This is a genomic window from Arthrobacter sp. 05T410, assembly GCF_056396505.1.
The window spans coordinates 380,918-403,203 of record NZ_JBFTLP010000001.1; the positions used below are offsets into that span (position 1 = coordinate 380,918).

The 22,286-nt window shown below is 66.8% G+C and carries 14 protein-coding genes; 2 read left to right on the forward strand and 12 right to left on the reverse strand.

The features are described from left to right. Positions 1–11 precede the first annotated feature (11 nt). Both AC1DFR_RS01850 and polA read right to left on the reverse strand, forming a co-directional pair. On the reverse strand, positions 12–1,298 hold the full coding sequence (locus tag AC1DFR_RS01850; protein ID WP_476872570.1) for a GNAT family N-acetyltransferase: 1,287 nt from the start codon (positions 1,296–1,298) through the stop codon (positions 12–14). Between the two features lie 85 nt (positions 1,299–1,383). Then, complete coding sequence (polA, locus tag AC1DFR_RS01855; protein ID WP_476872571.1) at positions 1,384–4,263, reverse strand: DNA polymerase I; 2,880 nt, start codon at positions 4,261–4,263, stop codon at positions 1,384–1,386. Between polA and AC1DFR_RS01860 the strand changes: the two genes are divergently transcribed. Continuing rightward, a complete protein-coding gene (locus AC1DFR_RS01860) occupies positions 4,262–4,726 on the forward strand; it encodes a hotdog fold thioesterase (RefSeq protein WP_476872572.1) in 465 nt (154 codons plus the stop codon). The two genes, polA and AC1DFR_RS01860, sit on opposite strands and share 2 nt — an antisense overlap. A 47-nt stretch (positions 4,727–4,773) precedes the next feature. Here AC1DFR_RS01860 and AC1DFR_RS01865 read toward each other — a convergent pair whose 3' ends face one another. From AC1DFR_RS01865 to AC1DFR_RS01895, 7 genes are all read right to left on the reverse strand, one after another. Further along, positions 4,774–5,322 carry a dihydrofolate reductase family protein gene (locus AC1DFR_RS01865; RefSeq protein WP_476872573.1) on the reverse strand — a complete coding sequence of 183 codons (549 nt, stop codon included), beginning with the start codon at positions 5,320–5,322 and terminating at the stop codon, positions 4,774–4,776. A 74-nt stretch (positions 5,323–5,396) separates the two neighbouring features. Continuing rightward, a complete protein-coding gene (locus AC1DFR_RS01870; protein ID WP_028276822.1) occupies positions 5,397–5,618 on the reverse strand; it encodes a hypothetical protein in 222 nt (73 codons plus the stop codon). Further along, positions 5,615–6,820, reverse strand: a complete 1,206-nt coding sequence (locus AC1DFR_RS01875; RefSeq protein WP_476872574.1) for an inorganic phosphate transporter — start codon at positions 6,818–6,820, stop codon at positions 5,615–5,617. The genes AC1DFR_RS01870 and AC1DFR_RS01875 overlap by 4 nt, the downstream gene beginning before the upstream one ends. A gap of 265 nt (positions 6,821–7,085) precedes the next feature. Beyond that, complete coding sequence (locus AC1DFR_RS01880) at positions 7,086–7,772, reverse strand: hypothetical protein (protein ID WP_476872575.1); 687 nt, start codon at positions 7,770–7,772, stop codon at positions 7,086–7,088. A 103-nt stretch (positions 7,773–7,875) separates the two neighbouring features. Next, on the reverse strand, positions 7,876–8,745 hold the full coding sequence (locus AC1DFR_RS01885) for a universal stress protein (protein ID WP_476872576.1): 870 nt from the start codon (positions 8,743–8,745) through the stop codon (positions 7,876–7,878). A gap of 33 nt (positions 8,746–8,778) precedes the next feature. Continuing rightward, a complete protein-coding gene (locus tag AC1DFR_RS01890; protein WP_476872577.1) occupies positions 8,779–10,095 on the reverse strand; it encodes an erythromycin esterase family protein in 1,317 nt (438 codons plus the stop codon). Beyond that, on the reverse strand, positions 10,092–11,474 hold the full coding sequence (locus AC1DFR_RS01895; protein WP_476872578.1) for an MBL fold metallo-hydrolase: 1,383 nt from the start codon (positions 11,472–11,474) through the stop codon (positions 10,092–10,094). The genes AC1DFR_RS01890 and AC1DFR_RS01895 overlap by 4 nt, the downstream gene beginning before the upstream one ends. A gap of 339 nt (positions 11,475–11,813) precedes the next feature. Between AC1DFR_RS01895 and AC1DFR_RS01900 the strand changes: the two genes are divergently transcribed. Beyond that, the gene (locus AC1DFR_RS01900) at positions 11,814–13,553 is read left to right on the forward strand and encodes a long-chain-fatty-acid--CoA ligase (RefSeq protein WP_476872579.1); all 1,740 of its coding nucleotides are present in this window, start codon (positions 11,814–11,816) and stop codon (positions 13,551–13,553) included. 42 nt (positions 13,554–13,595) lie between these two features. Here the strand turns inward: AC1DFR_RS01900 and AC1DFR_RS01905 are convergent, their stop codons facing one another. The 3 genes from AC1DFR_RS01905 to AC1DFR_RS01915 all read right to left on the reverse strand — a co-directional run bounded on the left by AC1DFR_RS01905 (position 13,596) and on the right by AC1DFR_RS01915 (position 21,687). After that, positions 13,596–14,480, reverse strand: a complete 885-nt coding sequence (locus AC1DFR_RS01905; RefSeq protein WP_476872580.1) for a hypothetical protein — start codon at positions 14,478–14,480, stop codon at positions 13,596–13,598. Position 14,481: 1 nt separating this feature from the next. Next, entirely contained in the window at positions 14,482–16,191 is a 1,710-nt protein-coding gene (locus tag AC1DFR_RS01910) for a multicopper oxidase family protein (protein WP_476872581.1), read from the reverse strand. Positions 16,192–16,308: 117 nt separating this feature from the next. Continuing rightward, entirely contained in the window at positions 16,309–21,687 is a 5,379-nt protein-coding gene (locus AC1DFR_RS01915) for a peroxidase family protein (RefSeq protein ID WP_476872582.1), read from the reverse strand. Between the last annotated feature and the right edge of the window lie 599 nt (positions 21,688–22,286).

Consider the following 22,286-nt stretch of genomic DNA (forward strand, 5'->3'; position numbering starts at 1 on the left):
GGACCGGAGGCCTAGAAGTGCGTGAGGCAGTGCGGTGAACGTTCGACGGCGAACATGAGCCGCGCCGTCAGCGCCGCCCCGGCGGTGTGCTCGGTGATCCGGCCGGCAGCTTTCAGCGTCACGGGACAAACGGCGCCCAGATAGATGGAGCCGAGGTCCGCGACATCAAGGGAAAGGTCCGGCTCAGCCCCCGGAGCCGGCCTCACCGTGGACTCTCCCCCGCTGACTGTGAGCGCGAAGGTACCGGCCGCGAAGCCGAGACTGTCCCTGACCGCGAGAACGACCGTCCCGTCGGCCGAGTAGCGCCGGGCCCCCAGCACCCGGGCCGGGTCCAGGACGCGCAGCCACAGCATGTCGCGGTGGTCCGATGCCTCGACGCATCGCGGGTCCTCCAGCGCCCAGGTCAGGGGGTCGTCCACCGGTGCATCCTGCCAGCTGATCCTGTCCACGAGGTCGATGCTGCCCAGGAACTGCCAGAGTTCCAGGTACGCGGCGTCATTCGCGGCCACGAGGTCCACGATCTCCATGGTGTACGGCTTGGCGTCCCACCCGGCGAATTTATAGGACACGTAGCCGTCCACGGTTCCGGCGGCGTCGTAGTGCAGGGCGCAGCGGATTGCCTCGTCCTCGCTGCCGTCCCGGCCGAGCATGCCCGAAGACCGCAGCCGGTACGCTTCCTGCCGCGAGATCGATCCGGGCATGGACGCGTGGACCCGGCCAAAAACCTCGGGGGCCAGTTCCAGCAGGACCTTGCGGTCCGCAATCTCCACGGTGCCGGCGGGCGCATGGCGCAGCCGGAAGCGCGGCCCGGTGTCGACCTTGATGCTGCGCTCGAAGGTGGCCACACCGTAACCGAACCGCCCGTAGATCGAGGCCTCCGAGGCGGTCAGTGCCGCCAGCGCGACGCCGTCCGCCTTCGCCGCGGCAAGGTCCTCGGTCATCATCCGCCGCAGCAGTCCCTGCCGGCGGTGGGTCCCGCGCACCGTGACGGCCGTGACCAGCTGGGCTTCGAGCTGACGGCCGTAGCCGATGTTCAGGTCCTTGCGCAGGGTGGCGAAGGTCGCCACCGGGACGTCGGCAGCCAGCGAGTGGGCCGCGACGCCGTCGGCCTGGTAAACGCCGGTCATTTCACGGTTGTCCACGCGATACATGGCCATGATCTTGTCCGCGAAGTCGTCTTTGCGCGGCTCGTCGTAGAAGCCGATCCCGACCCCGCGCAGCCACGCCGTGCCTTGCGCGTAATCCGCCTCGTCCTTCGCGACCGCGCGGAACCGCCTGAGCTCGTACTTATCTGCCACGTACTTCTCCCCCTGAGAATCCCGGGTCCCGGCATAGCCGGAACGAATACTGCCCGACCGAAACCTTGCCGGTTCCGGTCCAGCTTTAGTGCCCCGCCTCGTACCAGCTGGAGCCAATGCCGATCTGGACGTCCAGCGGAACGCTGAGGTCCGCGGCCGAGCCCATTTGCTCGGTCACCAGCTTCTCCACGGCCTCGCGCTCACCCGCGGCGACTTCGAGGACAAGTTCATCATGGACCTGCAGGAGCATGCGCGATTTCAGGCCCCGTGCCGCCAGTTCCGCGTGCACACCCAGCATGGCGCGCTTGATGATGTCAGCCGCCGATCCCTGGATGGGCGAGTTCAGCGCGATGCGCTCCGCATTCTCACGCAGCTGGCGGTCGGTGCTGGTCAGGTCCGGGAGGTAGCGCCGGCGCCCCTCGATGGTGGCGGTGTAGCCGTCGATCCGGGCCTGGTCCACCACGCCGCGAAGGTAGTCGCGGACGGCGCCGAACCGGTCGAAGTAGTCCTTCATGAGGGTCCGCGCCTCGTCGACGGAGATCTCCAGCTGCTTGGACAGACCGAACGAGGTCAGCCCGTACGCGAGGCCATAGGACATCGCCTTGACCTTGGACCGCATGGCGCTGGTCACCTGGTCGGTGGGCACATGGAAAATGTTAGAGCCCACGAACCGGTGGAGGTCTTCGCCGTCCTTGTAGGCCTGGATCAGGCCGGCGTCGCCCGAGAGGTGCGCCATGATGCGCATTTCGATCTGCGAGTAGTCCGCGGAGAGCAGGCACTCGTAGCCCTCGCTGACCACAAAGATGCCGCGGACGCGCCGGCCTTCCTCGCTGCGGATGGGGATGTTCTGCAGGTTGGGGTTGTTGGAGGAGATCCGGCCCGTGGCTGCGACGTTCTGCGCGTACGTGGTGTGGATCCGGCCGTCTTCCGTGACGGACTTCTTCAGCGACTCCAGCATCTGGCGCAGCTTCGACGACTCCCGGTGCGCCATGAGCTGGACCAGGAATTCGTGCCCGGTCTTTTCCAGCAGGTTTTTGAGTGACGCGGCGTCGGTGGTGTAGCCGGACTTGATTTTCTTGGTCTTCGGCAACTGCAGTTCGTCGAACAGCACGGTCTGGAGCTGCTTCGGCGAACCGAGGTTGACCTCGTGGCCGATCGCGGCGAACGCCAGCTCCTGGGCGTTGTCGATCACCTTGGCGAGATCCGACAGCTGCTCGTCCATGCGGGGCATGTCGATGGCGATTCCCGCGAGTTCCATATCGGCGAGGACGCGGCTGACGGGCAGTTCCAGCGTGGTGAGCAGGTCCTGCGCTTTGCGTTCCGTCAGTTCTGATTCGAAGAAGCGGCTCAGGGCCTGCACGACGGCGGCGACGTGGACCAGCGCGCCCGCAGCGGCGGCGTCGTCGCCGTCGAACGCCAGCTCAAGCTGGCCTTCCTTGGCGGCCTCCGTGGAAACCGCGATGTTGAGGTGATGCTGTGCCAGCTCCGCAAGCTCGTAGCTGCGGCGGTCCGGCTGGATGAGGTAGCCGGAGATCGAGGTGTCATCCACCACGCCTTCCAGTTCCAGGCCGCGCGCGGTCAGGGCCTTCAGGGCAGCCTTGAACCCGTGCATGACCTTCGGTGCGTGGGCGTCGCGCAGCCATGCGGCCAGAACGTTTTCGGCGGCGGCGTCCTGGCTGGCCAGGTCGATATAGACGGCAGCGTCGTCGCGGACGATCGCCACCGCTGCGGCGTCCTCGCCGATCCGGCCGGGCACAACGTCGACCGCCACAGCGGAGCGCTTGCCGGCACCGGCCTCGAGGAACGCGCCAAGTTCGGCTGCGTCCGCCGGGATCACGAAGTCCGGGATGTCGAGGCTTTCCCGCTCGGCTTCGGTGACTTCACTGCCGTAGAGGGCAAAGAGCCGGGTCCGGATGGTCTTGAATTCCAGGGCGTCGAACAGCTCCTCGAGGGCGGCCTGGTCCGGCCGCGGGTCCGCGAGCTCGTCCAGCGTCACTGGCAGATCCAGGTCGGTGTGCAGCCTGTTGAGGCGCCGGTTGCGCTTGACGTCGTCAACGTATTCGCGCAGGGAGTCCCCCACCTTCCCGCCGATCGCGTCGAGGTTCTCCAGGACCCCCTCCAGTCCGCCGTAAAGGTTGATCCACTTCGCTGCCGTCTTGGGGCCGACGCCGGGAACACCGGGGAGGTTGTCCGCGGATTCCCCCACCAGGGCGGCGAGGTCCGAGTACTGGGCCGGGCTGACGAAGTACTTCTCCTGGATGGCGTCCGCGTCCATGCGGGGAATATCGCTGACACCCTTCTTGGGGTACAGGACGAAAACGTTGTCGGTGATGAGCTGGAAGGCGTCGCGGTCGCCTGAGACCAGCAGCACTTCGTAACCGGCCTTTTCCCCCATTGCGGCGAGGGTGGCCAGGATGTCGTCAGCTTCCCAACCGGGCATTTTGATGGTCTTGATGCCCCAGGCGCCCATGACCTTGTCGATGAGGTCGATCTGGCCGCTCATTTCCCGCGGGGTCTCGTTGCGTCCGCCCTTGTACTCGCTGTACTCGGCCTTGCGGTGCGTCGTGTCATCGGAGACGTCGAAGGCGACCGCCACGTGGGTGGGCTTTTGCTCCTTGATCAGGTTGATCAGCATGGACGTGAAGCCGTGGACGGCGTTCGTGTGCTGGCCCGTGGCGGTGGAGAACTTGTCCGCGGGCAGGGCGAAGAACGCCCGGAACGCCATGGAGTGCCCATCGAGGACGAGTAGCCGCGGCTGGTCCGTGATGGGAATCACGGGGGCCTCAGTGGCGGAAACCGACGCCGCGGCCCGGCTGGATTTTCCGGCACGCTTGGCCGCAACCCCTGAATCCGGCTCAGCTGCCAGGAGTTGGTCTGCGGCAGTGTCCGCGGAAAGGGAGGCTGCATTCTCGAGGGCAAGGGCCGGTTTGGTAGTTTCACTCACAGGTGCCAGCCTAGTTCCCATGATGGACAATTTCACGCCCGGCCCGTACGCGGCCGAGCTCGCTGCGGCCGGTGTACCCGAGGACATGCACGATTGGCTGGGCCAGTACGGCGTCGGAGCCCTTGTGGTGAAGATGGGGATCCGCTTCCTCGAGATGAGCCCGGAGCGCACTGTGGCCACCATGCCGGTGGCGGGGAACACCCAGGTGGCAGGCATCCTGCACGGCGGGGCCCACGTGGTCCTGGCCGAAACCCTGGGTTCTTTCGCGGCCGGCATGCATGCCGGACCGGACCGGCAGGCGCTCGGGATCGAGGTCGGGGCGACGCACCACCGGGCGATCTCCGAGGGCACCGTCACCGGCACCTGCACGGCCATTCACCTCGGCCGGACGCTCGCCACCCACGAAATCGTGATGACCGACGAACGCGGCCGGCGGCTCTCCACCGCCCGGATCACGAACCTGATCCGCGATATCGCGCGCTAGGTCCGCGATAACGCGGAGGGCGACCGGCCCGGCGGCGCCGGATCCGGCTAGGGCCGGGCCGCGAAGCGGTAGCGCAGCTCCACGATGCCCCGGCCCAAGGTGCGGGAAGATGTCAACTCGAGCGGCGGCGTCGGGCCCGCCATGGGCAGCAACTGTTTGCCGCCGCCCAGGACCACGGGAATGACCGAGACAATCAGTTCGTCCAGCAGCCCGGCGTCAGCGAACTGCGCTGCGAGCACGCCTCCACCCACAACCCAGACGTTTCGGCCGCCGGCCGCTTCTTTGAGGTCGTCCACGAACTCGCCTACCGCCCCGCGCACGAACGTCACATCCGCGCCCTTCGGGGCGGCGTGCTCGTGACGGGTGAAGACCCAGGAGGGTGTGCCCGGATACGGCCAGGTGTCCGGTTCGTGCTCCCGAAGCCACGCGTACGTCTCGCCGCCCATGACGATGCAGCCGACGTCGGCCATGAACGCGTCATAGCTGTCCTGTCCGCCCTCAAAGCCGTCGAACTGCAGCAGCCAGGCGAGATTGTCGTCGGCAGTGGCGATGAACCCGTCGAGTGAGGACGCCACGAAGTATTGGAAGCTCACCATGGCCCCAGCCTAGCCACTGCGGTGGCCGGTGTCCCATCCCCCGAACGCAACGGCTGCACGGCCGCGGGGACGTCTTATTTGTGGAAGTAAGGAATGATCAGGTAGAGCCCGAAGAGAATGGCGGCGCCGCACAAAGCGAAGCACGTGTAAGCGAGCGGTCGGGTCCAGGCCGCCGGGGAGGTCCGGGTGTCCCCCGCGATGGCCGTGAGCCGGACGCCGAGGGAGTAGAGAACTACCACGGTTACAGCGGACACAAGCGTGGCACTCGCCACGCTGAACAGTTCCAGCCATTTCATCGCTGGGCACCGCCGTTCTTGATCGACTTGGTGGCGGACTTTTTCTTCCGGAACTGCACGGCCTGGCCGACTTCCTCGATCTCGACGGCGTTGTTGCTGCCCACAGGCGACTTCCGTGAGCGCACAAACATGTAGGCCACTGCGGCGGTGCCGGCAGTTGCCGCGATGATCACGCCTACGACCCCGGTCTGCACGAGCAGAGCCGTCAGCGCGCCCATGATTCCGGCGGCCGGCAGCGTGAACAGCCAGCCAATGGCAATCCGGCCGGCGGTTCCCCACCGCACCGTAGTGCCGCGGCGTCCCATGCCGGAGCCCACGACCGAGCCGGAGGCCACCTGCGTGGTGGACAGGGCGAAGCCCAGGTGCGAGGACGCCAGAATGGCTGTGGCGGTGCTGGTCTCGGCGGCAAAGCCCTGGGCGGGCTTCACTTCGGTGAGCCCCGAGCCCATGGTGCGGATGATCCGCCACCCGCCGGAATACGTGCCGATCGCGATGGCGAAGGCACAGGCGGTGATAACCCACCACTCCGGACCGGAGCCGGCAGGCTGCAGGCCGGCGGAGATCAGGACCAGGGTGATGATGCCCATCGTCTTCTGGGCGTCGTTGGTGCCGTGGGCCAACGCCACGAGGCTCGACGTGAAGACTTGACCGGTCCGGAATCCGCCGCGCTTCTGCGTGAGCTTGTCCCCGGTTTCGGGGTCATGGCGGGCGGTCAGGCCGTACGCCAGCCGCGTGCACAAGTAGGCTACGCCGCCCGCGATGATCGGGGCGAACACCGCGGGAAGAATGATCTTTTGGAGAATTGACTCGAAGTTGATCGCGTGGATGCCGATACCGGCAATCGCGGCCCCGATCAGGCCGCCGAAGAGGGCGTGGGAGGAACTGGACGGCAGGCCCTTGAGCCAGGTGATCATGTTCCAGAGGATGGCGCCCATCAGCCCGGCGAAGATGATGTCCGGGGTGATCTGGACCCCGTCCGAGCCTTCCTTGATGATGCCGCCCGAGACGGTCTTGGCGACTTCCGTGGAGAGGAACGCTCCCACGAGGTTCAGCACCGCCGCGAGGGCAACTGCTGTTTTCGGTTTGATGGCGCCGGTCGCGATGGGGGTAGCCATGGCGTTCGCGGTGTCATGAAATCCGTTGGTGAAGTCAAAGAACAGCGCCAGCGATATCACTAGCGCCACCATTAAGGTGATTTCCACCTGTTGCCCAATCTGAAGTGTTCACGGTCGGCAGTTCCACATCCCCGTTGCTGCATGGCCACGACGTCCATTCGATGCCTGATCAGATGAATTCGGTGGCGCTAACGCGATTTGAAACCTTATCGATGGTACGTGGGAAAGACGGCTGGGCAAAACATGCCAGAAGTCCCTAAATTCAGTCCTCCTGTGCGGCACGGGCCTTCACGGTGGCGGTGCGATGCCGGTCACAGCGGGCACCGCCCGGCTCCGCCGGCTGCGGCCCAGCTCAGACGGCCCGGCGGACGTCCGGCGCCGGGCCCGCGCCGAGCATCGAAGCGATCCTGTCCTCCAGCGCCGCTAGCGTCGCCTCGGGCAGCACGATGAGCCCGTCGAGTTCCCGGCGGGCGCGGCGGTAGGCCGTCTGCCGCTCGGCGGGAGTTGCGGCCGCGTCCGACGCTATCCGCAGAAGTTTCCGGGCTGTCTCGAGCCGCTGGCGTTCGGGACCGGTGAAGTTGCTGTCCCTGATCCGTTTGGCTTCCCGTTCGGCGACGTCGAATGCGAGCTCAAAGCTGGTCACGGCCGCCCGGTACTCCGCAAGCCGCGCGGCGGTCCTGACTTCCGCCGGGGCGGCGGGGCGCAGCCCGTCGGCCTCGCGTTTGGCCCGGAGGAAGGCCACGGTGAGGGGCTCCCGGACATCCGTCATGACCGGGTAGTCGATCAGCTTCCCCACGTCGAGTTCGTAATCCAGCCAGCGTTGGTTGACGGTGTCGTGCGCCTTCATGAGGGCCAGCACGTCGGCCTGGCTGGCCTGCTCTGCCTGCGCCGCCTGGTTCTTGAGCGTATAAAGCTCCACGCGGCGGCGGTGCCGGCGTTCGGCGGCTTTGGACCAGGACCGCGCCCACCCCCCGGCCAGTCCGCTCAGGGGAAAGACGAGCCACCAAAAATGGGTGATGAAATTGAAGAAGGGGTCCACTGCATCATCCTCCCATCCGTTGGCGGCGCCGGAAAGCCCCCGCCAAAAGGGGGCTCTCCGGCCCGTTCCGGGACCTTGCCGGCACGGGTTGCTTGCCGGGCGGTCAGTCGCCGTGCTTGACCTTATGCACCTTCGTCACGATGGTGGGGCACGGCACGTTCAGGAGTACAGCGTGCGCGGTGGAGCCGAGCACGGTCCGGGAGAACCCGCCACGTCCGCGACTTCCAATCACCAACTCCCTGGCGTCGGCGGCAATATCCACGAGGGCCTTCGCCGGTTCGGTGTTCGTCTCAAGGCGCTGATGGACCACCAGGTCGGGGTATTTGTCGCCGAGCCCGGCGACCGACTCGGCGAGAACAATCCGGTCCTCTTCGACGATGCTCTCGGCGAGACCACTGGTCGGCAGCTGCTTCTCGACCCACCGGGCAGGGCTCTTGAACGCGAGGACCACGGTGAGCTCGTCTCCACCCCGATCAGCTTCGGCGGCCGCGAAGGCGACGGCCTGCAGCGACTCCTCGGAGCCGTCCACGCCGACCACGACGCCCTTGACCCCGGTGGCCGGTTTCGCCGGCACGACGGCTACCGGGCATTCCGAGGCCGAGACAACCTGCAAGGCCCGGTCCGTCATGGGACCGCCGCCCATCCAATGTTTGTCATGGCCGCCAACCACGATCATGGCTGCCTCCTTGGAGACTTCCCGGAGCACCGAGCCGCCGCTGCCATGACGGAGCTGGATGTCGACAGTGACGTCCGGGGCCTGCTCACGAGCGGCCGTCTCAGCGTCCCGAAGCAGGTCCATCCCCGATTCCCGGATGATCTCGTGGTACTGAAAATCCGGTGACATCCAGCGGTCGTCCACCGCGTGGACGACCGTGACCGGGAGCTTGTCCCGGGCGGCCCGGTCAAGGGCCCAGGCCAGGGCGGCGCTGCTGCCCGCGGACCCGTTGATGCCGACGATGATTGCTTTGCTCATGCTGATTCCTGCTTTCCTGGAATGCACACCGGCCTAGAATCCGGTGGGCTCGGTCTCGAACTCCGGTTCGCGGGGCGGGCGTTCATGGTGCACCGGACGCAGCGCTGCGGTGTGTTCCAGCCAGATGAGGGCGTCGTAGCGCTCCCCCATCCGGGTCGGAACATAGTTTCCGGCGTCCCGTTCCGGGTGGTAGACGACGCCGATCGCCCGGTGTCCGAGCCATGTCGAAAGCCACGGCCCGGTCCTGTCGTCGCCGAACACCAGCACTGAGGGCACCCCCAGGGCCTGATGCAGGAAGTCTTCGTGGCTGCCCGGGCGCGCTTCCGGCACCGTCAGGATGCGTTCGGGGCGGCCCCACCCGTCGGAGGCGAGCACGGAGCCGCGGTGGGATGCGAAGCCGACCAGCAGCACGCCTTCGCCCGCGTGGCGTTCGCGCAGCAGATGCCCGACGTTGACCAGGCCGTCCTGCGCCATGTCGGTGGCCCGGGCATCGCCGATGTGTGTGTTGTGTTCCCAGATCAGTCCCTTCGACGTCGGCCCGAGGTGCCTGCTGACCCGGTCGATGGTGTCGGCCATATGGTGGTCGCGGACGTTCCAGGACTGCCTGTCGCCGCGGACCATGATGCGGTAGTAGTGCTCGGCGTTGGCCGCGACTTCAGCGTTCTGGACGGCGTCGAAGGCGTCCTCCTCCTGCCGGCCGGGGCTGAAGGCCCGGTTCCTGACCTCGGTCAGGAGGGCCACGACGTCGGGCTCGCAGGACTGCGGCACCAGCCGCGTGCTCCAGGCGTACTGGTGCGGGTCCTCGTGGTGGGGCAGGAAGCACTGCCAGGCGCGCTCCGCCGCGGGGACGGCGTCGGGAACGTTCGCCTGCAGCCAGCCGATGATTTCGCGCAGCGAATCCCAGAGCGAGTAGACATCCAGCCCGTAGAAGCCGACACGTTTGTCCAGCGGCCTGGCCAGGTTCCAGCTGCGCAGCCAGTCCAGGAACGCCGCGACTTCCTCGTTGGCCCACATCCAGGTTGGCCAGCGTTCGAAGCCGGCCAGCAGCGCGTGGACGCCCTGGTCCTTCCCCTCCTGGCCGCGGACCCATCGGTTGATCCGCCGGCAGTCGGGCCAGTCCCCTTCCACCCCAATCCAGTTGTAGCCTTCCTCCGCGATGAGCCGCCTGCTGAGGGTGTCGCGCCAAGTGTAGAACTCGTGGGTGCCGTGGGAGGCCTCGCCGATGGCGACAAAACGGCAGTCGGCCGCGCGCCGCACGAGGCCGTTGAGGTCCCGATCGGTTTTCAGCGGCCGGGCGAGATCGTGGACCTCCTTCAACACGGTGGTCCGGGTGACGGCCTCGGGGTTCATCTCGGATCCTCGATGTCGATCGTCTCCAGGTATTCGGGCACCCTGGCCCGCCAGCCGAGTTCGCGTTTGATCCTGATACGCAGGGCGTCGGACGCGTCCGGGTCACCGTGCGTGATGTAGGTCATCCGGGGCGCTACTTCTGCCGCCCTCATCCACGCGATGATGGCGTCGCCGTCGGCGTGCGCGGACAGGCTTTCCATCTGGATAACCTCGGCCCGCACCTTGACGTCTTCCCCGTAGATGCGCAACTCGCGTTCACCGGCAGCAAGGGTGGCCCCCCGCGTGCCGCTGGCCTGGTAGCCGCTGAGGATGATGGCGTTTTTCGGGTCGGGGCCGTACGCCGCGACGTGGTGCAGGATCCGTCCGCCCGTCAGCATGCCGCTGGCCGAGATGATGATCATGGGGCCGCCGCGCAGGTTCAGCAACTTGGATTCGTCCACGGTGCGGGTGAGTTTGGCCAGTTTGTACATGTCCACGTATTCCTCCCGCTTGAGCCGGTGTTCTTCGGGGTGGCGCTGGTACATTTCGGAGGCGTCGATGGCCATGGGGCTGTTGAGGTAGACCGGGATGCGAGGAATCGCGCCCTTGCGCAGGAGCCGGGACAGGTACAGCATCAGCGTTTCGGCCCGGCCGACGGCGAACGCGGCAAACATGATGACCCCTCCGCGTTTCGCGACGCGATTGATGATCTCTCCCAGCAGCTTCTCCGGATCCTCAGTGGAGTGTTTCCGGTTGCCGTAGGTTGATTCGGTCACCAGGATGCCGGTTTCGCCGAGCGGGCGGGGCGGATACATGAACGGGTCATCGGCCCGGCCCAGGTCCCCGGTGAAGTGCACCGACTGGGAGCCAACCCGGACGTGCACCTGGGCGGCCCCCAGGATGTGTCCGGCCGGCACGAACGTCAACTCCATGCCACCGCCAAGGTCAAGGGGAACATCAAACCCGACGATTTTGAATCTGTTGAGGGACGCGACGGCGTCCGCAGCCGTGTAGAGGGGCAGGGCGGGATCATGCGCGGATGACCCCCGCTGCGAGGCATACCGGGCCTCCTCCTCCTGCAGGTGGCCGCTGTCCGGCAGGATGAGTTTGCATAGGTCTGTGGTGCCGGCCGTGGCGTACACGGGGCCGCCGAACCCGCCCCTGACCAGAGCAGGGACATATCCGGTGTGGTCCAGGTGCGCGTGGGTCAGCACCACGGCGTCGATGGACCGCGGCGGCACTGGAAAGGGCGCCCGGTTGCGCTCGCGGCTGCGCTTATAGCCCTGGAAGAGTCCGCAGTCCACCAGCACGCGCCCGCCGCCGGCGTCGATCAGGTAGCGTGAACCGGTCACGGTGTCGGTGGCACCAAGGAAGTTCAGGCTCGGCTGCTGCTGCTTCATGGCGCCCCCGTGGACCTTCTTCTTGCGTAAATTGTGCGTTAATTGCGCGCGAACCTGTGACCTGCGCAAACCTGTGACCAGCGCGAACCTGTGTCCTGAACGACCCCAGAGAAGTGCGCGGACCCGCGGCTCGCGGTGTACGCCCCAGCTTCCGCCCGGGCTTGCCGGGTGCCAAGGGCCAAAAGTCACCTCCGGGCCGGCGTCGGCCGCCGCCGGGGCCTCCGCGGCACGCGTCCAGGCGGGCCGCCCCCGGTAGGATTTCTTGATGGGCCCGGCCGGGCCCGAGGCCGGCAGCCCGGCACCGCCCAGCACAGCGCAGCCCAGTCGCAAGGACACACCATGAGCACCAAATCCGCAGGGCCCAGGCGTCCCGACCGCCCCTGGACCCGCCACTACAGCCCCGGGGTTCCCGCCAGCCTCAAGCTCCCGGAAGGGTCCCTCGTTGACCTGATGGACTCGTCGGTCCGGCGCTACGGGAAGAAGACCGCACTGGAATTCTTCGGAGCGCGTACCAGCTACCGGGACCTCGGCACCGCCATCAACAGGGCGGCCGCGGGCCTGAGGAAGCTCGGCGTCCGGGCCGGTGACCGGGTGGCGCTGGTCCTGCCGAACTGCCCGCAACACATCATCGCGTTCCACGCGGCACTGCGCCTGGGCGCCGTGGTCGTCGAACACAACCCCTTATATACGGGCCGTGAGCTGCGCCACCAGTTCGAGGACCATGGCGCCACCGTCGCCGTTGTCTGGGACAAGGCCGTGGACAAGGTCCGCCAACTGCCGGCCGACGTCGGGCTGCAGAGCATCGTCTCCGTTGAGCTGATTCCGGCGATGCCGCTGCTGCAACGGGTCGCGCTGCGGCTCCCCGTGCCGGCGGCCCGCGCCGCCCGCGCCGCCTTGACCGCCGGCAAGCACACGCGCCGGACCGTGGCGCAGCCGGCGCGCCGGACCGTGCTGGCGTGGAAAGACCTCCTTGGCGCAGGCGACCTGAAGAAAAAACATCCGCGCCCGGCCGCCACTGACCTGGCTGTCATCCAATACACGAGCGGCACCACGGGCCGGCCCAAAGGCGCCATGCTTACCCATGCCAACCTGCAGGCCAATGCCGCGCAGGGCCGCGCCTGGGTGCCGGGGCTCAAGGACGGCCGGGAAACCGTGTACGCGGTGCTGCCGATGTTCCACGCCTACGGCCTGACGCTGTGCATGACGTTTGCCCTGAGCATCGGCGCGAGGCTGGTGCTCTTCCCTAAGTTCGACGTCGACCTCGTGCTGAAGGCACACAGGAAGTCGCCTGCCACATTCCTGCCGGCGGTGCCGCCGATCTACGACCGCATCGCCGCCGCAGCCGCCGAGCGCGGTATCGCGCTGGACAGCATCCGCTTTTCCATCTCGGGGGCGATGAACCTGCCGACGGCGACGGTGGACACGTGGGAGAAGGCGACCGGGGGCTACCTGATCGAGGGCTACGGGCTGACGGAAACCTCGCCCATCGCCTTGGGCAACCCCTTCGGTCCCAGCCGGAAACCGGGAACCGTGGGGGTCCCGTTTCCCCTGACGGACATTCGTGTGGTGGACCCGCGGAACGTCCTCCTGGACCGCGCCCCGGGAGAGGAGGGCGAGCTCCTGGTCCGCGGCCCGCAGGTCTTTGCCGGCTACTGGAACCGGCCGAAGGAGACCGAGGAGGCGCTGCTGGAGGGCGGCTGGTTCCGGACCGGTGACATCGTCTCGGTAGATAAGGATGATTTCGTGACTGTCCGGGACCGGATCAAGGAACTGATCATCACGGGGGGCTTCAACGTCTCCCCCACGGAAGTTGAAGATGTCCTCTCCGGGTACCCCGGTGTCCGGGACGTGTGTGTGGTGGGACTGCCCCGCCCGGGCGGCGGCGAAGACGTGGTTGCCGCCGTCGTCCCGTCCGCGGGCTCCGGCCCGGACCCGGAGGCGCTGCTGGCGTTTGCCCGGGAGAACCTGGCCGCCTACAAGGTGCCGCGCCGCGTTGCCGTGGTGGATGAGCTGCCGCGTTCGCTGATCGGCAAGGTCCTGCGCCGCGAGATCCGGGACACACTCGTGGCCGGCCGGTAGCTTGCCCCGGCCGGCCACTGGTGCGCCCAGTGTCCGGACTCCTCAGTGTCCTGAATCGTCGGGGCCTGGGGTCGTCGCGGTTGTGCCGCTGCCCGAATCATCGCCGCCTTCCTCATGCGAGTGCGTCCCGCTGTCCCCCGCGGACGGTTCAGGCTCCGCCGGTTCCGGTTCGCGGGACATGTCCACTCCCTCCCCCGTGGTTGAACGGGGAGCCAGCGTCACGTCCGCTGGCTGGACCCCGGCGCCGCGGGCCATGCCGTTCCGCACGGATTCCACCAGCGAGTCGCTGAGCAGTGGTCCCGTGTACGTGACCGTCAGGGCTCCGCCATCCATCGACGTGCCGTAGTTCCCGAGCGCGTCCGAGAGAATGCCTTCCTCGGCGATGGCAGCCGCCAGGGCTGCCGGATCGGCGGCAGCGACGCTGAACTTGAGGTCGTGGACGAGGACTGAGGCGACGTGGACATGCTCCACGCCGGGGTAGCTGCCCTCCGGGCCGAAGGCGCGCTCCGCCAGTTTTTCGGCGTCGTCGCTGGTGCTTCCGGGCGGAAGCGCCAGAATCAGTTCCGGCGCGAGGTGCTCCAGGATCGCTGGTTCGAGCACGTCCGGGGGGATATCGGAAAGGACGACGCCGCCGGCAGCCGCGGTCTGCTCGAGCCGTGCGCGCGGCGCGCCCGGCTTTCCGCCCTCGGCGGGGTGGATGGCAATGACCGCGCGGCGTCGAACCATCAGCCCGTCGTGGCTCACGGCCGGGCGGCCGTTGCCGACGTCGGTCCCAGTCTCCAGGGACACGGGCGCCGCGCTCTGCACGGCGCCGGCGGCCGGCGCTGCCGTCGGAGAGAGCTGGGCCGGTGACGGCGCTCCGCCTGTGCAGGCGCTCAGCGCCAGTACAAGCAGGGCCGCCGCGCCCAGCGCCCCAACGCGGCCCATCTCAGGTCCCCGCCGGCAGTCCGGGCCGGTACACCGGCGGGAACGCGTCCAGAGCAGTGGTGTCCAGGGTCGGCGGGTCGGAAGTGATGGGGTCGTTGGTGCGGAGGTCGCCCACGGAGAACTGCACCATCATGTCGTGGTCCTCATGGACCAGGTTGTGGCAGTGGATCATGTAGCGCCCGCCCCCGCCGGTACCTGTGTCGAACTGCATGAGGGCGGTGACGGACTCGTTCTCGCCGGCGTAGAAGACATCCTTGGGGCCCTTCTCCCAGGCAAACGGCTGGCCGCCGTTGGTGTTTCTCGCGATGATCTTGGCGTCAATGAGGTGGATGTGCACCGGATGGAACCATCCCCCGGACGCATTGATGATGGTCCATTGCTCGACGTCGAAGGGCTGGGGGTTGCCGAACAGCTTCGTGAACCCGGACTTCTCCACGTCGGCCCACGTGACGCCGTTGACGGTCCACTGTCCATGGTCCCGGAAAAATCTCAGTTCGCGCTTCGCCTTCGCCATCGCCGGGGTGAGGCTCATGGTGGGGATGCCCCCCTTGGAGGCGTTGACGGAGCCGCCGTCGTCCAGGGTCGTTGGAATGCTGGAAATGGATCCGGCCCCGGACCCGGAGTCGGCCACCACCTGGAAGCGCATGATCTTGTTGGTGTTGGCGAAGTCGATGTTGTTCTTGTTGCTGAGGTTCCGCAGCTCGATCAGCTGGCCGGTCCGGTATTTCCGGAAGTCGATCAGCACCTCATAGCGTTCCGCTGTGCCCTGCCGCCACGATTTCACGGCCTGCACTTTGGGCGTCATGCCGGCGTCGGTGCCTACCACGTAGACGGGGTCCCCGGTGGAGAGCGTGGGCCGGTAGGAGCGAGAGATGGATGCATCAAGCACCCGGAAGCGGTAGATTCGGGGCTTGACCTTCATGGTGGGCCACGGCACACCGTTGACCATGATGATGTCCCCCCACAGGCCCTTCACGTCGTTGTCGTTATAGGCGAGGGACCCGTCGGCCTTGAACATGGCGTCCGAGATCATTAGGGGCACGTCGAACTCCCCTTGCGGCAGCTGGGCGCGCTCGAACTTGTCAGAGATCGGATAGAAGGCCGCGAGTCCTGAATATACGTTCTGGGCGGTGATGTGGTGCTTGTGGTCGTGGTACCAGAGCGTTCGGGCCGCCTGCCAGTTGGGGTAATGGTAGTTCTTGACGTTTCCCGGGACGGTGATGTCGTTGGCGTAGCCGTCATATTGTGGCAGCGACGCCGAGCCGTGCAGGTGGGTGACTGTATCAAAGCGGGCGGGCTGCACGAGCCCGGCGGCCGGCAGGGCGTTGCGGATCCGCACCTCGGTCCGGGTGCCCTGGGTGGCCCGGATGGTCGGGCCGGGGAAGATGCCGTTGTAGCCCGCCACGGTCGTGTTCAGTCCGGGCACGAACTGGGCCTGGCCGAGCTTCTGGGTGAGGGCGTACCGGGCGAACGGACGGGCAGGGTCGCCGTCGTCGAAGCCCGTCTCGAAGGGGACGAGCTCGGGCGGGCGGCGAAAGACTCCCGCATAGGGAACAGGCATGTTCTGGGGTGCAAGTTGGCTGGCGGTGACCGGCGTCGCGGCCGGCGCGCTGGTGCCCGTCGTCGGGATGTCGTCGTCGCCGCCTTTGAAACCGGCAAGGCCGAGGGCGCCGACAGCGCCCAGTTTGAAGATCTCTCGTCGTGTAGTCATGGCCCCTCCAAGTGGGCAATAGTGCTGTATACCGTGTCGAAAAGTGGCTTTCCAACAAGTGAGGAAGCCGGCTGGCGGGCCGTAGCGGCCCCGCCAGCCGGCGTTCTCAGACTGCTGCTACAGTGCTGTTCCCGTGGTGAATGTCCACGAACGGCTGGGCAACGGGTTGCCTGCCAGATCGCGGATCCGGGTGGTGCCACCGGTGATGATGACCCTGTACTGCGTGCTGGCGAGAAGCGTCGCACTGGGGTTGATTGTCAGCACCCTGGTTGTGGCGTTGTACGTCACCGCGACCGCGATGTCTGCCCCGGTGGAGGCCCGCACGATCCGGACACTGCCTGCAGTGGTGTACCCGGTGATGGGCTCACTGAACGTCACCGTCGTGTTGCTGTTCCGCAGCACCCCAATGGCTCCCGCAGCGGGGGTCGAGGAGGTGATGACCGGAAGAGGTCCCGACGTGAACGTCCACGTGCTCGTCGCCATCGTGTTGCCCGCAAGGTCACGGACGCCGGAGACGGTCACGGTGTAGAGGCGGTCTGCCGGCAGCGTTGCCACCGGGTTGAGCGTCGCGACGCGGGTCAGCGGGTTGTAGGTTACGACGGCGGCGATCGCCGTGGTGCCCTGCCGCAGTTGGAAGTTCGTTCCCGTCACCCCCGTCACCGCTTCGCTAAACGTAGCCGTCACGTTGGCGCCCTGGCTGACCGACAATGCCCCCGGTGCAGGGGACCGCGCGGTCAGGGTGGGAGCCACGAATTCGGTACGTGGTGTCACCGCTGCGGTGCGGGCTGAGAATCCGCCCGTACCCACTGCGTTGACGGCGGCGACGTCGAACGTGTACGCCGTCCCGTTCGTCAGGCCCGTCACGACGACGCTTCCGACGTTTCCGCTGACTGCCTGAGTCTTGAACAGGGCAGTTCCGGCGAAGGCCCGCACCGAGTAGCCGGTGATGGTGGATCCGCCGGTGTTCGCCGGTGCGGTCCACCTCACGGTCACCGAGGCATTCCCTGCCGTGGTCGTCCCGATGGTGGGCGCTCCCGGTACGGTGGCCGTCGTCGGGCTCACTGTGTTGGAGAGTGCCGAGAACGGGCTGTCACCGAGGGCGTTGCTGGCCAGCACCTGGAACCGGTACTGGGATCCGTTCGTCAGACCCGTAACCACCAGGCTGGTGGCGCCTGCCGGGGCGGTGCGCAGGGCACCGACCTGGACGCCGGCCGGGTTAGTCGTCACGTCGAGCACCTTCACGGAAAAGGCGTCTGCAGGGCCGACCGTCGGGGCCGTCCAGCGAACCGTTGCCTGCCCGGGGCCGGCGGTTGCCGTGCCGATGACCGGAGCGCCTGGCAGTACGGTGTCGGAGAACTGCAGGAACTCGATGTTGCGGATCGTGTCCGTGCCATCGACTCCAACGTTGTCCACCACCGTGGTGGTTGAGCCAGCCGAACCGATGGTGCCGGTGCCGCCTGTCGTGGTGATGGTGTAGTTGGCCCGCGGTCCGGAGAAGATCGCGACGTCCCGGTTGCCCGCGGTTTCGAGGGCGGTGGGGGTTACGAGTTCGCGGACAGCCACCAGGTTCCCCGGGTTGACGACGCCGGCCGCTACGGCGGCCGCCAGGGTCTGAGGGTTACCTGCCTGGTACGGGCGCTCCATGAGGTCGGTCGTGCCGATCTCCGCACCTGCGTCGTCCCGCACGCTGATGCGGATCTTCAGGTACCGGTCGCCGTCGATGACATCGTTGCCGCCGCGGCCTTCGAGCTTGTCGCTGCCGAGGCCGCCGACAAGGATGTTACCGTCGCCCCAGACCGGACCGGTCAGGGGGCAGACGCCCATCGGTGAGAGTGCTTCGACCGGTGCAAGCGGGGTGGTCGGTGCAGGCAGGATAGCCTGCAGGCCGGCGATCCGGTTGATGCCCGTCTGGTCGAGGACGTCGCAGCCACTGAAGCCTGCACCACCTACGGTGCTGGGCACTGCGTCGTCACCTCGGATGACGTCGTCAAACTTGGAGCCCGAGTTGGCCTCCACTTCCTGCCACCGGTCGCGGTTGACCACGACGGGCAGCGGAACGCCAACGAGGTTGTTGTTGATCTTCATGTCGTCGTCGGCTGCCACGGTGTCGTACTGGTGCGAGGCCCAGTCGAAGCCGGCTGCACCGGCGTAGCGGTCGATCGCAGCATTGCTCGTCATGATGTCGTCGCCGCCCTCGGCGTCGTAGTCGTTCTCTCCAACCTGTCCGACGAAGATGTCGTTTCCGGGCTTCGTCTGGGCCGGGTCATCGAAGAACGGTGCGCCGTGATCGCCGATCAGCAGGTCCTGGCCGGATCCGCCTTGGATCCAGTCGTCGCCGCCGTCACCGAACGTGGCATCCGCACCGTCACCGGACTGCACGAAGTCGTTTCCTTCGCCGGCAAAGGTTTCGTTGTCGTTGGCGCCGCCGTTGGTGAAGTCCTGGCCGTCGCCGCCCATGTTGATGTCGTCGCCGATACCGGAGTTGAGGTAGTCGTTGCCCGGACCGCCCTTGAGGACGTCGGCCCCCGAGAGATCGGTGATCCGGTCGTTGCCCGTGCCGCCGAGTGCGATGTCGTCGCCGCCGTTGCCTTCAATGACGTCGTTGCCCTCGTTGCCGAGGAACGTGTCGTTGTCGTTGCCGCCGGTGACCCGGTCAGCGTTGGCGGTGCCGTTGTACACCGATTGGCCGTTGATACCGCTCGGATCGACCGTGTTCTTCTCCATGTACTGGATGGTGCCGTCCGGCTTGCGCAGGAGCAGCAGGTTCTCCTTGCACTCGCTGGTCGGGTCGTCGGCGACCGTTGCCCCCGAGGCCGTGTAGCCGGTCGGCGTACCGGCCAGGTTGCCCAGCTGGAACTTGCAGTCGGCGGTTCCGAAAGCATCCGCCTTGAGCGAGTGCGCGTTGGTGTTGCGCATGATCATCTCCGCGAAGGAGTTGCTCTCCAGCTGCGACCGCAGGTTCATGCCCGGCGTGCGCGCCAGGTAGTACAGGCGGTCACCGTTCTGCAGGTCGGTCATCTGGTTCTCGAACACGTAGTTGAACGTGCTGCCCAGGAGTCCGCCGAAGAGGTTGGTCTTCTCCGCCAGGCCGCCAACCCAGAGGTCGACCCGGTTCAGGCCGGTCTCCTGAGTGGCCCACGGTCCGGCACTGTTCATGAAGTCGCTCATGTCAGCCGTGGGAGGAGTCGCCAGGGTGCCCGGATCGACGATTGCCTTGGCCGCTGCCCGCTTGCCCGCCAGCGTGGTTTCGCTGGTGATGGTCGGGTAGGTGCCGTAGGCGGCAACAAAGTTGACCAGCGATTCCGGGTGCTTGAGGTTCTGCCCGAAGTCGGCCCAGCTCGTATACGGAGCCAATTGAGCGTCGCCCGTGGCGTCGTTGATCTGGCGCCGCAGCTCATTGAGCGGCGGGACGCCTTCGGAACGTGCACGGGTCATGTTGATCGTCGCCAGGTCCAGGGGAAGACCCAGCAGGTTGTTGCGCAGCGTGCCCGTCACGAACTCGTCGAGTTCGTTGCCGACCTGGTCGCTCATGCCCATGACGATGCTGCCCGCGGCCTCTTCCGAGGTCAGGGACCCCGCCGATCCGCCGTTGGTGTACTCGGGCGGGTTCAGGAATCCCTCAAGCAGGGAGATGGAGTTGTCGCTGCCGTCCGCGTTGGTGCGCGAGATCGTCTCGGTCAGCATGGAGTGGCCGAAGCGGTAGACCGCGTGGGCGAACTCCGCCTTGATGGCCGCGTTGAGGTCCGTGTGGTAGACGTGGAAGGGCTGGATCGCGGGTTGGACCTTGCGGCCGAACTCCTCGAACACCAGGTGCTGGTATTCCATTTCCGTGACGAACCGTGCCGCCTGGAATATGCGTTCGCCGTTCCAGCCGTTGGCACCGGCGGCCAACTTCCACTCCGCCAGCGCGGCGACGCCCTTGGCCGAAGTGTCGTTGGTCAGGGTGTTCTCGATGTCCGCGACGAGCCGGTCATGCTCGGAGTGGAACACCTGGTGGATGGTGGTCAAGCCGATGTTTTCGTTGACGCGGCCGTCACCGGCACAGAAGTGCGCGTTGAGCATTTCGTCGTCGTAAGTGCCGGCGGGCTGGTTCGCAAAATCTGCCGAGGCCGTGTTGTCGGTGTCCGGGGTGGGCGCGACGGGCGGCGTGGCAGGGTTGTGGTCCGCGTCCTGCGGCGACGGGTCTGCGTTGTGCGCGATGTCGGTCAGGAACGGGGTGTCGAAGTACCGCACGTTTGCCGGCACCGGGACAGGATTTGCCGTGTTGCCCTCAACGAGTCCGGTCAGCGTGACATACTGCGGCAGGCCCCGGGCGGGGCCTGGGATGAACTTGCCGTACGGGTCAGCTGCGATCATCGGGATGTTGGTGACGTCCTTGTCCTCGAGCTTGAGGCCAAGGAAGATCGCTGCTTGCGACTTGACGTCCGCCCACGTGGCCATGCCGCCGGCGGTGGGGCCGGCAGGACCGCCCAGGAGCTTGCCGGTTGAAACCGGCCTGCCGGCGGCGTTGTTGATGTACTCCCGCAGGAACACCTGGTGCGAGGGGTGGGACGTGTAGGTCTGGGACTGGTCCACGTAGGGCGAGTCCGTGTTGGCGGCTTCCTGGACGTCATCCGCGGTGCCGAGGATGCCGTCGTTGCCGGGCTGGTTCTGGGCCCGGGTGAGGACCATGAACGCGTTCGGGCTGTTGGGGGCCACTTCGTCACCGGTACCGGCCTTGCCATCAGGGCCTACGGTAATCAGCGGGTCGTCGGCCTTGAGCGGCACGAACACCGTTCCGCCGCCCTTGACCGTCTGGTCCACGCCGTGGTCGAAGAACTGACCGAACAGGGTGAACAGGGAGTTGTACGGCGGGGAGAGGCCGACGTCGGTGGTGACGTTGGGGATGAACAGCGTGTCACCCGTGGGGACGCAGCCGGCCGGCACAGCCTCGACCGGCGGAGTCGCCAAGGGGTCAGGATCAGTGGTGCAGGGGAACAGACCGGGGTTGCCCTGGGTCCGGACCGGGAACCCGGCAGCAGCCACTGCGGCTGGATTGGTGGAGGTCTGGTCCACGATCAGATTGCTGATCTGGCGGGGCTGGGCGTCGAACACATTGCCCGACTTCTGTGCGTAGGAGGACGTGCCGGCAGGGCCGAACCCTGCGGGGACGGCGTCGGCGGTGTTAAACGACGGCGTCGCGTGACGCGGGAATAGCTGATCGGCGGCCCCATACGTTTCGCGGCCCTTGATCAGGTTGTTGCAGGAGCCGTCAACCGTACGGAGGCCGTAGGAGGTGAGGGCGTCCGGGATCTGGTTGGGGCCTGGCCCGACCAGCGCCCCGCAAGGGCCGGTCGCCGACGTCGTATTCGCGACGTGCGCCTCGGCGATCTTGATTTGCTTGAGGATATAGGCCAGGTCGGCCGCGGTGACGGTGAAGCCTGCGCCGACGGGTGCCGGCGCGGCGCTGGCGCCAAGCGCCGTTGTGGTGAGTCCAACAAAACTGAGCAAGGTCATCGCTGTCCCTGCCGCTACTGCGCGGGTCGGCCGGCTAAAGGCACGTCTTTGGCCTTCAACCTTCCTGCATGCGAACAAATTCATTGCACACCTGCCTCTTAGAGTGAGTGATGGTGCAACAGTGCTGGGTGATTCCTTGGGGAAAACTGGGACCGGTCGGTAACTTCGGATCCGGACCGCAGTCCGGTGCTTTCCGGGGCCTCTGGCCACCCGGACCATGCTCTGGGGCTACGTGCGCAGACGCTTTGGGCTACTCGCCCTGTGCTCGACGGCGCTGCCGCAGCCTACGCGGGAACGACTGCACGGGCGTACTGTCGACGAATAACGGCCGAGTAACGGATACCCCCCGAGGACCCGTTTTTTGGCCTCCGCTACCTGAGGCCGGCGCACAGCAGATCCCCAGCTTGCGCCAAGGTGGTGCTGGTAATGGTGGCCCGCACAGGAGCTGGACGGTGCACTCGATAGTGGCGGCATAGGCCCCCGGGTTGCCTGGGCAGACCCGGGGGCTTTGCGACCGTTTGACCCTTCTGGACCAGCGGGCGACGGTGGGCGCTCGAATGCCGCTGGCTGGCCGAGCCGCGAGCAGCGAGCTTGAGGGA

What these genes read in the sequence shown, in the direction of transcription:
- AC1DFR_RS01860 (WP_476872572.1), top strand. Translation starts at nt 4,262, where the DNA reads ATGATGGACAATTTCACGCCCGGCCCGTACGCGGCCGAGCTCGCTGCG.
- polA (WP_476872571.1), bottom strand. Translation starts at nt 4,263, where the DNA reads ATGGGAACTAGGCTGGCACCTGTGAGTGAAACTACCAAACCGGCCCTT.
- AC1DFR_RS01865 (WP_476872573.1), bottom strand. Translation starts at nt 5,322, where the DNA reads ATGGTGAGCTTCCAATACTTCGTGGCGTCCTCACTCGACGGGTTCATC.
- AC1DFR_RS01870 (WP_028276822.1), bottom strand. Translation starts at nt 5,618, where the DNA reads ATGAAATGGCTGGAACTGTTCAGCGTGGCGAGTGCCACGCTTGTGTCC.
- AC1DFR_RS01885 (WP_476872576.1), bottom strand. Translation starts at nt 8,745, where the DNA reads ATGAGCAAAGCAATCATCGTCGGCATCAACGGGTCCGCGGGCAGCAGC.
- AC1DFR_RS01890 (WP_476872577.1), bottom strand. Translation starts at nt 10,095, where the DNA reads ATGAACCCCGAGGCCGTCACCCGGACCACCGTGTTGAAGGAGGTCCAC.
- AC1DFR_RS01895 (WP_476872578.1), bottom strand. Translation starts at nt 11,474, where the DNA reads ATGAAGCAGCAGCAGCCGAGCCTGAACTTCCTTGGTGCCACCGACACC.
- AC1DFR_RS01900 (WP_476872579.1), top strand. Translation starts at nt 11,814, where the DNA reads ATGAGCACCAAATCCGCAGGGCCCAGGCGTCCCGACCGCCCCTGGACC.
- AC1DFR_RS01905 (WP_476872580.1), bottom strand. Translation starts at nt 14,480, where the DNA reads ATGGGCCGCGTTGGGGCGCTGGGCGCGGCGGCCCTGCTTGTACTGGCG.
- AC1DFR_RS01910 (WP_476872581.1), bottom strand. Translation starts at nt 16,191, where the DNA reads ATGACTACACGACGAGAGATCTTCAAACTGGGCGCTGTCGGCGCCCTC.
- AC1DFR_RS01915 (WP_476872582.1), bottom strand. Translation starts at nt 21,687, where the DNA reads ATGACCTTGCTCAGTTTTGTTGGACTCACCACAACGGCGCTTGGCGCC.